The organism is Mucilaginibacter sp. PAMC 26640 (genome assembly GCA_001596135.1).
Taxonomy (GTDB): Bacteria; Bacteroidota; Bacteroidia; order Sphingobacteriales; family Sphingobacteriaceae; genus Mucilaginibacter.
Genome location: CP014773.1, coordinates 998,566 through 1,013,806, shown reverse-complemented (window position 1 = coordinate 1,013,806; position 15,241 = coordinate 998,566). Strand labels below are relative to the sequence as shown.

Below are 15,241 nucleotides of genomic sequence, written 5' to 3'. Positions count from 1 at the left end.
ATGAAAAAGTTAGTTTCCAACTCAAATCCATTCATCTTATTATTGGCACCTGTATTATTTGCCATAGTAATGGGAGTTAGTTACCAGTTTGAACAACGTACACAACAATTTACTGCTGCCCATACTTCGGCCTCGCAAGCTAAATCACTTTTTATAAAAGGAGTTAGCCTGGTAAAAACGGTGGTATCTGTAGCGCAAGAGAACGTATGGTAATTCGCACCGAAGGGCTGTCGTTCAGCTTTGGCAGCCAGCAGGTTGTTAAATCACTATCACTACAAGTTCCGCAGGGAAGTATCTATGGTTTTTTGGGGCCAAACGGTGCCGGTAAAACCACTACAATTAAAATGCTGCTCAACCTGTTAAAAACAGACGAAGGCAGCATTTTTATTTTTGAGCAAGAGCTGCAAACCAACCGCATCGCTATATTATCACAAATTGGTTCGCTGATAGAGCAGCCTGCTATATATGCCCACATGAGCGGGCGCGAAAATTTATTGAACCGAGCCATGTTGCTGGGTGTAAAAGAGGCCCGTGTTGATGAAATGCTGGGCCTGGTGAAACTAACCGCCGCCGCCCAAAAAAAGGCAGGCCAATATTCACTGGGGATGAAACAGCGATTGGGTATTGCCCTTGCCCTGCTAAGCGACCCGAAACTCCTGATATTAGATGAGCCCACTAACGGCTTAGATCCAAATGGTATCATCGAGATCCGCGAACTGCTGATGCGGCTTGTAAAAGATCATGGCAAAACCGTATTTATCAGCAGTCATTTATTAGCAGAGATTGAACGGATGGCTACCCATGTAGGTATCATCAACCATGGCGAGCTGCTATTTCAGGGGAGTGTGAAAGATTTGGAAGCCATAAGCCAGCCGCAGGTGTTTATTGATACCGATAACCCGGTGGATGCGGCAAACCTGTTGAGGCGAAACGACTATGACGTTACTGATATCAACAATGAAAGCTTAACGGTGCCATTTACTTCTAAAAAGCAAATGGGTGCCATTAACGGGTTGCTAAACCAGAATGGCATTACCGTATTTGCGATCAACAAGCAGCATAAAGACCTGGAAAATCTGTTTTTGTCCATTACCCAAAACGCCTGATCACGATGAAAGGATTTTTATTATCATTCCGGTCGGAATTTTACAAGAGCCGCAAAACTTTGGGTTTTTGGAGTGCCATTATATTGCCGCTGCTGATCAGTTTGCTGGCGATGGCTATATTTTATTTTAAGAGCGAAAAATTTGTTGCCATGCAGCCCATAATGCTGTGGCTGCAGTTTGCGTCTGTTAGCCTGGGTATAATGGGTTCGTTATTATTACCCATGTACACCATATTTATTGCTTACTCCGTAAACAACATAGAGCATAAAGCCGATACCTGGAAAAGCTTGTTTAGTTTACCCATCTCGCGCTGGTCTGTTTACGGGGCTAAATTTTTTTATGCCGTTTTTCTGATACTGTTATGCCTTTCCCTGTTTGTATTGTTTACCATTGGGTTTGGCAATTTACTGGGTGTATTAAAGCCCGAACTGCAGTTTAACAGCTATCATCTGGAATGGCAGCTTACGCAGGTATATTTTAAACTTTTGCTTTCTTCATTAGGGATCCTGTCTATCCAGTTTTTGCTTAGCCTTTTGTGGAGCGATTTTTTAAAGCCGATGGGCATTGGTTTCGTGCTCACTATAGTTGGCGTAACGGCAGCAACCAAACACTGGGAATACGCCTACCTGCTCCCTTATTCGCACCCTATGGTGGCGCTAAGCAGTATGATAAAGAATAAAAAAGGCCCGGCGCACGATATCGTGATAGATGTATTTACAAAGGATGTTTTTGTAGCACTTATCATATCTGTTGTTGTTTTTGTAGCAGGGTACTTCATTGTGCAACGTAAAAGCGTGAAATAGAGCTAGTGCAATCAAAATTCTTTAGTTGGGAGCACGGTGGTAATGATTCTTTAGAATCCTGACCAAACTCCCGGGGCGCGGGCCAGTTGCTCTACGGTAGCGTTGGGGTGGGGCTGTTCATCGCCATTAAATTTTAAGCCTTATCTTTGCCCCGATATGACGATGAGTGCGGGTACCCCATTTAATTTTTTAGACCAGGATCTTTTATTGTTACCGCAAAAGGCCATTTACTGGCAGCAGGAAAAGGCGCTAATTGCAGCTGATGTGCACTTGGGTAAGGTGGGGCATTTCCGCAAAGCGGGGATTGCCATCCCGAGGGATATGGAGCAGGATGACCTCGCCATGCTATCAGATCTTATCCATGAACACAAACCCGAAAAGATCATTTTTTTGGGCGATTTTTTCCACAGTGACCTCAATGCCGACTGGGATTGGTTTGTGTTGTGGCGCAGCCAGTTCCCCAGGTTGCAGATCATCCTGGTAAAGGGCAATCATGATATTATACAAGATAACCACTACCTGGAATTAGGTATTGTGCTGGCCGAAAAGTTAAGCGTTGGTCCATTTCTCATGCTGCATCATCCCCTTGCGGAACCCGCTGTTAGGGCTGAAGGCGGCTATGTGCTTTGCGGCCATATTCACCCTGGTGTAAGTTTGGTGGGCCGCGGTCGCCAGCGCATTACTTTGCCATGTTTTGCTTTTGGTAAAAACATGGCCATACTGCCCTCTTTCGGCAAGTTTACCGGTAAGGTGGCTATCCGCAGCCAAAAAAATGACAGCATTTTTGGGGTGCTGAAGGATAAGGTGATCGCTATCCATTAGCCGGTTCTACAGCAACCTATCCCAATACCGGTATAGGGATGAGATATCCGGTCCATTCGACTTTAATGTTTCTTCAGGTATTCATGTACTTCGGTATCTATGTCGGCAAAATCTACGCCGGCCTTTATCATGTGCCAGTTGTTATCCAGTATATAAAATGCCGGCACGGCTTTAATTCCCCATGCGCTTACGTTTGGCGAGCTGTCGCCTTTCAGGTCGGATATATCCAGCCACTCCTTATGCTCGTCTTTTATCGCTTCCATCCAGGCGGCACGGTTTTCGTCGATAGATACACTTAGTATGGCAAGGTTTTTTTGGTCTGCAGGGGTAAGAATAATGCCCTGTATCAATTGTTGATGCAACAGGCGGCTGGTACTGTTACTGGGTTTCCAAAATTCTACTAGAATTGCTTTTTTGTTCACCATCGATTTACTGAAGGGAGCGCCTTTCGGGGTGCTGCCAACAATTTCAGGAGCAGCAGCATTGGTGAGCACGCCCAGCAGAGGCATTAGTTTATTGCCGATCTTTAATCCGTCATCGCTTGTTTTCAGATCTGCACTAAATTTCTGGAAAACAGCATTGTACCCGGTGGGGTTCTCCGCAACATATTGCTGATTCATGATATGAGCGGCAATTTTATTGTTGGGGTGTTCTGAAATATATTTTTGCAAGATCTGCAGATCCAGTTCACGGCGCTGTTTTTGGATGGCACGTGTATGGGTATAAATGTCGGCCCGGTCATTTTTAGATAATTTTGCCGCAGCTGCTGTTTTGAGATAGCGGCTTAATGAATCTATCTGCTGGTCCACCGCTCCAGCCATTTGGTTGTCCAGTTTGTAGTACTCGGTCAATTCTTTTTGCGTGGCAGAAGTGGTCGTGATATTGGGATAAGCATCCGGTTTGCCTTTTTGCAGCTCGATGGTATAGGCGCCGTTTTCCAGGTAAACATCAAACCCGGGCCTGGTGGTGATCGCCGCATTGTTATTTATAATATTCAGCTGATAATACCCGGGCGACTGCAACTGCTTATTTGCAGAAAGTTCGCCGTTTTTAAAAGGCTCGTTAAAAGCCAACGTGCCGGCCTGTTTTAAAGTAACAAGGCCATCGGCAATTTCCGGTGCCTTGACTGTCAATTCTAATTTTGGTGTTTTATTGCAGGCGGTAATTATTAACAGAAGAGGGACTATGTAGCGTAATTTCATGATATTGGTTTAGTTGCTCTAATTACTCAAAAAATAGGCAAACAATGAAATTTAATATGAGCATGCCGACTTAAAGCTAATTTGTAAATTATCGCCTGTAAATAGAGCGTGTAAGAGGATGCCGACACCTGAAAGCGATTAGTTTCTTTCTCAACGATAGATATTACAGGAGTAGCATTACCAAAAACAAGTTCGTGAAAAATCCCACTTTCAAAACCGCCTAAAAATGAGATTTGAGAACAGAAGATTATTATTTGGGAACTGGTTTGTGTCATAAAAGATAAAATAAAAACTGTTTAAGTCTCGGTAGCCAGTATAATCTCGATGTCATCGGTTCATTTGTTTGTTAAAGCAACGAGTGAAGCCCAGATCTATCAAATAGATATTATTTTTAAATTTATACTTTATATTTGTGTTAGGAATTATTTGTATGATATACACAGAAAGTAAAAAACTGCATCTCATAGAATCATTAATCAAAGAAAAAGACGATGCAGTGTTAAAAGAAATTGAAAATATACTTACAAAATCCACAGATATTTCAATGCGTAAGTTTGGCGACTTTTCTAATGTGTTAACTCAGGAAGAACTGAATGAGTTCGAAAAAAACATCAGGGATGGTTGCGAACAAATAAATAAAGATGATTGGAAATAAGTGTTTCTTAGATACCAGTGTCGTTATTGATTTTTTTAGAGGTAATGCGGCTGTGGTTAATACCATTAAATCATTCGATAGTGTTTATATTAGCGATATAGCTGTTGGTGAGCTTTATTATGGTGCATACGTCTCTTTAAACCATACGAAGCATATTAATCAGATCGTGTCATTTTTAGAAAGCTGCACAATAACGGCAGTAAACACTGCTACAGCGATACTTTACGGCGAGATAAAAGCGGATTTAAAACGACGAGGTAAACCAATACCTGAAAATGATATCTGGATTGCAGCAGTTAGCTTAGCCAACAATTTGCCCTTATTTACTACAGATAAACACTTTGAATTAATTGGATTGCAATTAGTCCAGATTATACAATGATAAAGAGTTTACTGATAGCTATTTTAGTATTTGGATTAAGTTGCTGCTCTTCGCCCCAGAAGACGCATGTAAATATCCACATAGCCCTGATCAATAACAAACAATCCCTGCAATTTACAGGGCTCGATCCATCTGTTATGGGGGAGATCAGCCGTGATAGCACGGGAAATGGATGGCTGGGCCTGGTGCCGGTTTACCGGATGCCTGCCGATACTGATTTAAAAACTTTTCAGCCCGAACAACCCGGGCAATACCGGGTGGCGGGTAACGCGCTTGTTTTTACGCCAGATACCCCTTTTGTTAAAGGGCAAAACTACTTTGTGCGTTGGCACCATGTAGATGATAATGCAAAGCCCACCAGCTTCCTGAGCGGGAGCAGGCAGCTCGGCAAAATTCAATTTACCGATTTGATTTTTAAGCAATAAGCGCTTGGATTGGAAAATATTTTGTACATTTGCATCTGAATTAAAAAAGAGGGGGCATTTGTCCCCTCTTTTATTTTATCAATCAAATTATCAAAACCGATAATGAATATTGAAAAACGAGTAAAAGAGCTGGTTGAAGAGAAAATTGCCGATATGCCAAATTTATTTTTGGTTGACGTAAAAATGCATTCAAACGGCAAGCTGATTGTTTTGGTAGATGGGGATAACGGGATTGGGATTGCCGATTGTGCAGCAATAAGCAGGCATGTGGGTTTCCACCTGGAAGAGGAGAATGTGATAGAAGAGGCTTACAATTTAGAGGTTTCATCGCCCGGCATCGAGACCCCGCTAACATTGAAAAGGCAATACGCTAAAAATATCGGCAGATCACTGGCTATCAAAATGGATGATGGCACCAAGCGCGAAGGTGTTTTGAAAGAAGCTGGTGAGGAAACGATTACGATTGACGAAACCATAAAACAAAAAGGGAAAAAGGCGGAGACTGTTGAAAGCACTATCCCTACAGATAAAATAACAGAGGCAACAGTTTTAATATCATTTAAGTAAGAACCATCATGAGCAGCCGAATCAACAGGCTCATGCTAGCTTCATTACCTATTAGAGAAAATAATTTAAATGAAAAATGAGCAATATTAATTTAATTGATTCTTTTCAGGAATTTAAAGATTTCAAGAACATCGACCGCCCAACCATGATGAGCGTACTGGAAGACGTTTTCAGAAGCATGATCAGGAAAAAGTACGGTACGGATGAAAACTGCGACGTAATTGTAAACACCGACAACGGTGACTTAGAAATTTGGCGCACACGTGTTGTAGTTGAAGATGGTTTTAGCGAAGATGATGACCTTGAGGTTGAATTAATAGAAGCTAAAGCATTTGATGCCGACCTGGAGATTGGTGATGAGCAGATTGAGCAGATTACTTTAGAAAGCTTTGGCCGCCGCGCTATTTTAGCTGCGCGCCAAACCCTGGTATCAAAAATTCTGGAGCTGGAGAAAGACGAGATCTTCAAGAAATATAAAGACCGCGTTGGTGAAATTGTTACCGGCGAAGTTTACCAGGTTTGGAAAAAGGAAACCTTAGTTTTGGATGATGAAGGCAACGAGTTATTATTGCCTAAAACCGAGCAGATCCCGGCAGATTACTTTAAGAAGGGTGACAGCGTACGTGCCATCATCAGTAAGGTTGATATGCTGAACAGCAATCCCAAGATCATCATATCACGTACAGCGCCTGAATTTTTACAGCGTTTGTTCGAGATGGAGGTTCCGGAGATCTTTGATGGTTTGATCACGATCAAAAAGATCGTTCGCGAACCGGGTGAAAGAGCTAAAGTTGCGGTAGAATCTTACGATGACCGTATCGATCCGGTTGGTGCCTGCGTAGGTATGAAAGGGTCTCGTATCCATGGTATTGTTCGCGAGCTGAAAAACGAGAACATTGACGTTATTAACTACACAAATAATATACAACTGTACATACAGCGTGCTTTATCGCCTGCCAAGATCACTTCGATCAAATTAGACGATGAGAAAAAAACCGCTGCAGTATACTTAAAACCTGATCAGGTATCATTAGCTATCGGTCGTGGTGGCCATAACATAAAGTTGGCAGGTAAATTGACAGGATACGAAATCGATGTTTACCGGGAGGCTGATGAACACGATGAGGATGTGGATATTGAAGAATTCTCAGATGAGATTGAAAGCTGGATACTGGATGAATTTAAACGTATAGGCTTAGATACCGCGAAATCGGTTTTGGCATTATCCGTTGGCGAATTGGTAAAACGTACCGATTTAGAAGAAGAAACAGTAAAAGATGTGCTATCAATTCTGCAAGCTGAGTTTGAATAATCAGAAATAGCAAAATAAAATCGTATTTTTGCGATAATTAGCAGAGAAATAATAATAAATGTCAGAAGACAAATCAATAAAATTAATTAAGGCAGTAAAAGAACTGAACATCGGTATGGGTACCCTTGTCGATTTCTTAGCTACTAAAGGCTACAAGGTTGATAAACATCCGATGGCCAAGCTGGACAACGACATGTACACTACCTTGTTGAAGGAGTTTGCTGTTGATAAAATTATTAAGGAAGAGGCCAAACAGATCAGCATTGGTAAGATCAGGAAAGATGAGCCCGGACAGGCTCCTGAAAAACCTGTGGAAAACCGCCGTTCGAGAGATTTCGAGAACGAAGAAATTCTGATCAAAAATACAGGTCATTTTTCTTCGGCACCGGCTGAGAAGCCAAAGCCGGCAGAAACTGTGCAGCCAAAAGCAGAAGAGCGCAGTAGCGAAGGGCTACCCGGAGTTAAGATTGTGGGTAAAATTGACCTTAACAATTTAAGCGGCAAACCTGCAGAAGCACCGAAAGCGGCTGAACCTGTTAAAGAGGTGCCTGCCCCGGTTGCAGAAGTACCCAAGGTTGAAGCGCCTAAAGTTGAAGCACCTAAAGTTGAAGTGCCAAAGGTAGAGGTGCCGAAAGCGCCTGAGCCTGTTGCGGAAGTTCCGGCACCAGTTGTTGCGGAAGCGCCAAAGGTTGAAGCGCCAAAAGCGCCCGAACCTGCCCCGGTTGCAGAAGCACCAAAGGTTGAAGCGCCAAAAGCACCCGAACCTGCCCCGGTTGCAGAAGCACCTGTAGTTGTCACCCCTCCGGCTCCGGTTCAGGCCGAACCTGCGGCGGTAGTAACAGCACCTGTAGAGGAGGGCGACGATGTGATCCGTGCCAGTGCAGAGCGCTTAAGCGGGCCGAAAATCATCGGCAAGATCCAGTTACCGGTTAGCGCCCCTAAACGTGGCGGTCCGGTTGCTTCATCATCAAGTGCGGCCGGCAGCGCTGCAGACCAAAAACGTAAACGTAAACGTAAAGATAGCCAGGGAGGCGGTCCGGGTGGTGGTAACAACACAACCGGGCAGCAGGCACCGCCAAGCGGGCCAATCAACCCTAATCGCCCCGATTTCAGGAACAGGCCGGCAGGCCCTCCGGGTGGTGGCGCTGGTAATCGTCCGGACTTTAGAGGTGGTAACAGAAATGCGGCCCCAAGTACAGGTCCTAAGGAAGAGCCATCAGAAAAAGATATCCAGGATCAGATCAAAGCTACCCTTGCACGTTTAAGCGGTGCAGGTAAGAGCGGTAAATTTGCACAGCGCGCTAAGTTCCGTCGTCAAAAACGTGACGATGTTGCTGCTACTGCAGAGGAACTGGCAATGGAGCAGGATGCTCAATCCAAAGTGTTGAAGGTTACCGAGTTTGTTACGGCAAACGAATTGGCTCTCATGATGGATGTATCCGTTACGCAGATCATCTCAACTTGTATGAGTTTGGGTATGTTCGTATCCATCAACCAGCGTTTGGACGCCGAAACTTTAAGCATTGTTGCTGATGAGTTTGGTTTCCAGGTAGAGTTTGTAAAACCACAGGATGAAGAGGCCAATTTAGATACACCGGATGATCCGGCGCAGTTGATCTCTCGTGCTCCTATCGTAACCATTATGGGTCACGTGGATCATGGTAAAACATCTTTATTGGATTTTATCCGCAAAACAAACGTTATCGGTGGTGAAGCAGGGGGTATAACCCAGCACATCGGCGCATACGAAGTAACATTGCCGGATGATAAAGGAAAGATCACCTTCCTGGATACACCGGGTCACGAGGCGTTTACCGCCATGCGTGCAAGGGGTGCACAGGTAACAGATATTGTTATCATTGTAATTGCTGCTGATGACAGCGTGATGCCGCAAACCCGCGAGGCCATAAACCACGCACAGGCTGCCGGCGCACCAATCATTTTTGCATTCAATAAGATAGACAGGCCGGGTGCTAATGCGGATAAGATCCGTGAGCAGTTATCAGCCATGAATATTTTGGTGGAAGAATGGGGTGGTAAATACCAAACCCAGGAAATATCGGCCAAAACAGGGTTAAATATTGAGTTGTTGTTAGAGAAAGTATTGCTTGAGGCAGAATTGCTGGAGCTTACCGCTAACCCTAACAAACGCGCCGTAGGTACGGTAATTGAATCTGCACTGGATAAAGGCCGTGGTATTGTTACAACAGTATTGGTACAGGCAGGACGCTTAAAAGTGGGCGACCCAATATTAGCAGGTTGCTACAGCGGCCGTGTTAAGGCATTAACCAACGAGCGTGGCCAGCGGGTAGAATCTGCAGGCCCATCAACACCGGTACAGGTGCTGGGTATGCAGGGAGCACCAACGGCGGGTGATAAGTTTAACGCACTGGAAAGCGAAGTTGAAGCACGTGAAATTGCAAATAAACGTTTACAATTACAGCGCGAGCAAGGTTTACGTACCCAGAAACACATTACACTTGATGAGATCGGCCGCCGTTTGGCAGTGGGTAACTTTAAGGAACTTAACATTATTGTTAAGGGTGACGTGGATGGTTCTATCGAGGCCTTGTCAGATTCATTGCTGAAACTGTCTACCGAGCAGATCCAGGTGAACATCATTTCCAAAGCAGTTGGTCAGATCTCCGAAAGCGATGTATTGTTAGCGTCTGCATCAGATGCGATCATTATCGGTTTCCAGGTACGTCCTTCGGGAAGTGCGCGTAAACTGGCTGAAGCCGAACAGATCGACATCAGGTTATACTCAATCATCTACGATGCGATCAACGAGATCAAGGCGGCGATGGAAGGTATGCTTGCACCAACCTTTGAAGAGAAGATTGTTGCCAACGTGGAGATCCGCGATGTGTTCAAGATCAGCAAGGTTGGTACCATTGCAGGTTGTATGGTGTTAGATGGTAAGATCACCCGTAACAGTAAGATCCGCATCATTCGTGATGGTGTGGTTATCCATACTGGTGAACTGGCATCATTGAAACGCTTTAAAGATGATGTGAAAGAAGTTGCAACCGGATACGAGTGCGGTTTGAACATCAACAACTATAACAACATTGAAGTAGGCGATATAGTAGAAGCATACGAAAATGTAGAAGTGAAGCGCAAGCTGGCTTAATCGAATTTGTTTAGATCATATCAAAGGGACGGCGAAAGCTGTCCCTTTTTGCTTGGTGCTTATTGGTGTTTCGTAACAACCTGTCAAATGTGCCAATGCCAAAACAGAACTCTTATTATTTATGCTGAATTTCGGAGTATTAAAAAGGCCTCAAATCTAATGATTCAAGGCCTTTTTGGTTTCGGGATTAGCTAGACCGGATTTAGATAGCTAAAATTTGTATTAGGCTTATTGCCACCCTCCGCCTAAGGAGCTATACAAGGTTACAATTGCCTGCACCTGCTGCGCCCTGTCGTTTACGCCGGCCAGCTGCGCTGCCAGTAAGTTTTGTTCGGATGTTAATACATCTATGTAATTCGTAGCCGAGCTATAGGTAAGTAACTGCTTCGTATATTCTACAGATTTCTGTAAGGCATCCAGTTCCTTTTTCCGTAGTTCCTGCTTTTTAATTGAAGTTTTGTAAGCGTAAAGCGCGTTGGCTACTTCCTGCCCTGCCGTTAGTATAGTTTGCTGGTAGGTGTTAAGGGCTTCCAGTTGTTGTGCTTTTGCAATGCGGTAACGAGACTTGTTTTTCCCCTGGTTAAATATAGGCTGGGTTAATCCGCCAATCAGGTTGTAAAAAATGGAATTATCAAACAAGTTTTTTAATTGCAAACTGGATAAGCCACCCTCGGCAGTAATGGTTAGCGTTGGGTAAAAATAAGAGTGTGCCACATTCGTATTTTCAAAAGCTGCCATAAAAGAAAATTCCGATTGCTGAATGTCCGGGCGGTTACGCAATAGCTGGGTAGATAAACCCGCAGTGATGTTTTCAAGCGGTTTTTGATCGGCCAGGGTAGCGCGTTTAACTGCGCCCGCAGGGCGGGAAAGTAAAATACAAAGCGCGTTTTCTGTCTCCCGTATTTGCTGTTCCAAGTCTGGTATCGTGATCTCTGCTGCGTAGCGGTTGGCCTCGCTTTGTACCACTGAAGCTCCGGTAACCACATTGCCTTCTAACAGCGCTTTGTTGGTTTCAACATCCTGGATATAGTTTTTTACACTCTGTTTAGTGATGGCTAATTGTTGGTCGTAAGATAATAGTATATAATAGTTCGTAGCAATATCAGCAATCAGTTGCGTTTGCACCGCCCGTTTAGAGGCATCACTCTGTAAAAAATTAGCTATCGCCTGGCGTTTCAGGCTGCTGAGTTGTCCCCATACATTAACCGTCCAACTGGCGCTGAATTGTGCCTGGTACGTTATCGTATTAAGGTTTATACCCACCCCTGCCGGAAAATTAAGAGCAGCCTGTGAGGTTTTGGTTTTAGTTGCGCTCACCCCTGCATCCAAGGTAGGGAAATAGGCAGCTTTGGTCTGCCTTAAAGTAGCATCCGCCTCCGCTATTTTCAGCACCGCATTTTGGAGGTTCAGGTTGTGGTCAATGCCTTCCTGTATTAAATTTTGCAGCACGGTATCAGCAAATAATTTTCGCCAGGGCAATTTAGCGATCGATGTTGTATCAGATGTGGTACTATCCCTGTATAGATTTTGAGCCTTAACATCAGGTCGCTTGTAAGTTTTTGAAACTTTGCAGGATGCAATGGTGAGCAACCCTGCCAGCATGAATAAATAATATGTTGTTTTCATTATTTCTGTTAATATGAAGATCATTAATGAGCAGCTGCCGGGGTATCAGTAGCTGGTTCAACCGGTGGTTTACCGCTTATTTTTTCTTGTAAACCCTGGAATACAATAAACAGTACCGGGATAACAAACACCCCGAACAATGTGCCGAAGAGCATGCCGCCCACTGCACCCGTACCGATAGATTTGTTACCCACCGCACCTGCCCCGGAAGCAAGCATCAACGGCATTAGGCCGAGTATAAATGCGAATGAAGTCATCAGGATAGGTCTTAAACGGGCCGTTGCACCTTCAATGGCTGCATCTGCCAAACTTAAGCCATGTTTACGGCGGGCAACCGCAAACTCCACAATAAGGATGGCGTTTTTGGCCAGCAAACCAATCAGCATGATCAGCGTTATTTGCAAGTAGATGTTATTCTGTACATTAAATAGCTTGGCAAAAACAAAAGCGCCTGCCAAGCCTACGGGCAACGAAAGCAATACAGCGAAAGGCAAAATATAGCTTTCGTACTGTGCACTTAGTAAGAAGTACACAAAAACTAAACACAGCATAAAGATGTAAACCGTTTGACTGCCTCCGGCTATTTCCTCCCGCGTTAAGCCCGAATATTCATAGCTGTACCCCACCGGTAAAGTTTTAGCGCCTACTTCCTCAATCGCTTTTATTGCATCGCCAGAGCTAAAGCCCGCATTTGGCGCGCCCTGTATAGCAATAGATGTAAAGAGGTTAAATCGCTTGATAGCCTGCGGACCGTAAACTTTTTTCAGTGTAACAAATTCAGATATTGGTGCCATGGTGCTGCTGCTATCTGCCCGTACGTAAATATCATTAAGGCTGGCCGTGGTACCACGATAAGTGGCATCAGCCTGTATCATCACCCGGTATTGCTTGCCAAACTCATTAAAGTTAGATGCATATACACCACCGTAATAGCCCTCAAGGGTGCTCAATACGCGACTGACAGTTACACCTGCCTGTTTACATTTGGCCACATTTACATTGATCATGTATTGTGGAAACGTTGTATTGAAAGATGTGGTAGCATATTGAATTTCGGGCCGTTTACTTAATGCAGCTAAGAAACTGGTGCTAACGTTACTAAACTTATTGATATCGCCACCAGTTTTGTCCTGCAGCTGAAATTCAAACCCGCTGCTGGTGCCAAAGCCCTGCAATGTTGGCGGGGCGAAGAATATCACCTGCGCATTTTTAATGCCCGCGGTCATTCCAAAAAGCTGGCCTGTAATGCTGCCGATATCTTCGCCCTTACCTCTTCGTTGATCCCAGGGCTTAAGTTTAACGACGATCATTGCGTATGAACCACCTGCTCCGGCAATAAAACTTTGCCCGGTTATCGTTAATGTCGAGGCTACTTGCGGCAGTTTTTTGATGATCCCTTCCACTTCTTTAGCAGTGGCTGCACTTCTGTCTAAAGATGATCCTACCGGTAAACTGATATTTGCGAATAACACACCCTGATCTTCATTGGGAACGAAAGCCGTTGCGGTAGTTTTCATGAGGATGTAAAAGATACCCGAGAAAACTAAAATAATTAAGCCGGCTATCCATTTTTTGCCGATAAGGAAGTGAACCGAGTTCTTGTACTTATTTGTTACCGACTCAAACCCGGTGTTAAAGGCCGTGTAAAACCGCTGCAGAAAACCAGCGTCTTTATGCTCACCCTCCGGATGTGGTTTGAGGAAAAGGGCGCATAACGCCGGACTAAGCGTAAGGGCGTTTACCGCAGAAATGATGATGGCGATAGCCAGTGTTAAACCAAATTGTTTATAAAAAACGCCTGACGAACCGGATATAAATGATACCGGGATAAATACAGCTGCCATTACTAATGTTATAGATACAATGGCACCACTAATATCATTCATAGCGCTAACTGTTGCTTCTTTAGCGGAAACTGCCCCGGCATCCAGCTTGGCGTGTACTGCTTCAACAACCACTATCGCATCATCCACCACTATCCCGATGGCCAAAACCAGCGCAAATAAGGTGAGCAAGTTAATGGTAAACCCAAATAGGTTTAAGAAAAAGAAGGTACCCACAATGGCGACCGGAACCGCAATTGCCGGTATTAAAGTCGAGCGGAAATCTTGCAGGAAAATCAATACTACGATAAACACAAGGATAAAAGCTTCGATCAAGGTATGTATAACCTTGCTGATCGATTCATCCAGAAAGTCGTTGGCGTTGAGCAATGAGGTATAATGCACACCCGGAGGGAACGATTTTGATGCTGCTTTTATAGTTGCCTCACATTGCTGAATGAGTGAGTGTGCGTTGGAGCCTGCAACCTGGGATATTGCTATCCCTATTGAGGGGTGACCATCAGTATAGGTGTTTCCCGTGTAATTTAAAGATCCAAGCTCCAAACGGGCAACGTCTTTTAACAGTAGGGTTTGCCCCGTACTGGTTGATTTAATAACGATGTTCTGGAAGTCGGCAACGGTTTTTAAACGACCCTTGTATTTGAGGGTGTATTGGTATGATTGGTTATCGTTCTCGCCTACTTTACCGGGTGCAGCATCTACGTTTTGCTCGGCAAGGGCAGCATTAATATCATCCGGTATTAAATGGTATGACGCCATCACGCTCGGCTTAAGCCAGATTCTCATGGAGTAATCTTTAGAACCAAATGCGGTTGCATCACCTACTCCGCTTATCCGTTTTATCTGCGGGAGTAAATTAATGTTGGCGTAGTTTTGTAAAAATGTCTGATCGTATGACTTATTGGTGCTGGAGAGCGAGAAGATCATGATGTTACTGCTTTGTTGCTTTTGGGTAGTAACACCAGCTTGCGTAACGGCAGCAGGCAACAACGGAGTAGCCTTAGATACCCTGTTTTGAACGTTTACAGCAGCGATATCCGGGTTGGTACCCAAGGCAAAATAAACAGTGATTTGTGCCGAGCCATCATCGCTCGCGGTGGATGTCATATAGGTCATGCCTTCCACACCATTGATCTGTTCTTCCAGGGGCACGATAACACTGGTTAACACCACATCGGCATTGGCGCCAGAATATCCTGCAGAAACCACCACTTGCGGCGGTGCAATATCCGGGTATTGGGTAATAGGGAGCGTTAGCAAGCCTATTAAACCCAGGATGACCAGTATCACCGATATTACCGTTGATAATACCGGCCGTTCTATAAATTTTTTTAACATAATAGTATGCGCTATATTTATTAATG

At 44.3% G+C, this 15,241-nt stretch carries 13 protein-coding genes; 10 read left to right on the top strand and 3 right to left on the bottom strand.

From position 1 onward, the window contains the following. From A0256_04430 to A0256_04415, 4 genes are all read left to right on the top strand, one after another. Positions 1-213 carry a hypothetical protein gene (locus tag A0256_04430; protein AMR30719.1) on the top strand — a complete coding sequence of 71 codons (213 nt, stop codon included), beginning with the start codon at positions 1-3 and terminating at the stop codon, positions 211-213. Next, positions 207-1,106, top strand: a complete 900-nt coding sequence (locus A0256_04425; GenBank protein AMR30718.1) for an ABC transporter ATP-binding protein — start codon at positions 207-209, stop codon at positions 1,104-1,106. Before A0256_04430 ends, A0256_04425 begins: the two co-directional genes overlap by 7 nt. A gap of 5 nt (positions 1,107-1,111) precedes the next feature. Next, the gene (locus A0256_04420; protein ID AMR30717.1) at positions 1,112-1,909 is read left to right on the top strand and encodes a hypothetical protein; all 798 of its coding nucleotides are present in this window, start codon (positions 1,112-1,114) and stop codon (positions 1,907-1,909) included. A gap of 156 nt (positions 1,910-2,065) precedes the next feature. Further along, the gene (locus A0256_04415) at positions 2,066-2,731 is read left to right on the top strand and encodes a metallophosphoesterase (protein AMR30716.1); all 666 of its coding nucleotides are present in this window, start codon (positions 2,066-2,068) and stop codon (positions 2,729-2,731) included. A 62-nt stretch (positions 2,732-2,793) separates the two neighbouring features. Here A0256_04415 and A0256_04410 read toward each other — a convergent pair whose 3' ends face one another. Next, positions 2,794-3,933 (bottom strand): hypothetical protein, encoded by a 1,140-nt coding sequence (locus A0256_04410; GenBank protein ID AMR30715.1) that lies wholly within the window; start codon positions 3,931-3,933, stop codon positions 2,794-2,796. Between the two features lie 430 nt (positions 3,934-4,363). Here A0256_04410 and A0256_04405 point away from each other — a divergent pair, with 430 nt between their 5' ends. The 6 genes from A0256_04405 (at position 4,364) to A0256_04380 (ending at position 10,407) form a co-directional block, all read left to right on the top strand. After that, positions 4,364-4,588, top strand: coding sequence for a hypothetical protein (locus A0256_04405; GenBank protein AMR30714.1), 225 nt, complete (start codon positions 4,364-4,366; stop codon positions 4,586-4,588). Beyond that, complete coding sequence (locus A0256_04400; GenBank protein ID AMR30713.1) at positions 4,575-4,970, top strand: hypothetical protein; 396 nt, start codon at positions 4,575-4,577, stop codon at positions 4,968-4,970. Before A0256_04405 ends, A0256_04400 begins: the two co-directional genes overlap by 14 nt. After that, positions 4,967-5,395: a hypothetical protein gene (locus tag A0256_04395; GenBank protein ID AMR30712.1), complete on the top strand. Its 429-nt coding sequence runs from the start codon at positions 4,967-4,969 to the stop codon at positions 5,393-5,395. Before A0256_04400 ends, A0256_04395 begins: the two co-directional genes overlap by 4 nt. 102 nt (positions 5,396-5,497) lie before the next feature. After that, positions 5,498-5,962: a ribosome assembly cofactor RimP gene (locus A0256_04390; GenBank protein ID AMR30711.1), complete on the top strand. Its 465-nt coding sequence runs from the start codon at positions 5,498-5,500 to the stop codon at positions 5,960-5,962. A 76-nt stretch (positions 5,963-6,038) separates the two neighbouring features. Beyond that, entirely contained in the window at positions 6,039-7,274 is a 1,236-nt protein-coding gene (locus tag A0256_04385) for a transcription termination/antitermination protein NusA (protein AMR30710.1), read from the top strand. Positions 7,275-7,332: 58 nt separating this feature from the next. Beyond that, positions 7,333-10,407, top strand: a complete 3,075-nt coding sequence (locus tag A0256_04380; GenBank protein ID AMR30709.1) for a translation initiation factor IF-2 — start codon at positions 7,333-7,335, stop codon at positions 10,405-10,407. Positions 10,408-10,635: 228 nt separating this feature from the next. On the opposite strand, the gene A0256_04375 is transcribed toward A0256_04380, so the two are convergent. Beyond that, positions 10,636-12,033 carry a hypothetical protein gene (locus tag A0256_04375; GenBank protein AMR34425.1) on the bottom strand — a complete coding sequence of 466 codons (1,398 nt, stop codon included), beginning with the start codon at positions 12,031-12,033 and terminating at the stop codon, positions 10,636-10,638. A 23-nt stretch (positions 12,034-12,056) separates the two neighbouring features. Then, positions 12,057-15,215, bottom strand: coding sequence for a multidrug transporter AcrB (locus A0256_04370; protein AMR30708.1), 3,159 nt, complete (start codon positions 15,213-15,215; stop codon positions 12,057-12,059). Between the last annotated feature and the right edge of the window lie 26 nt (positions 15,216-15,241).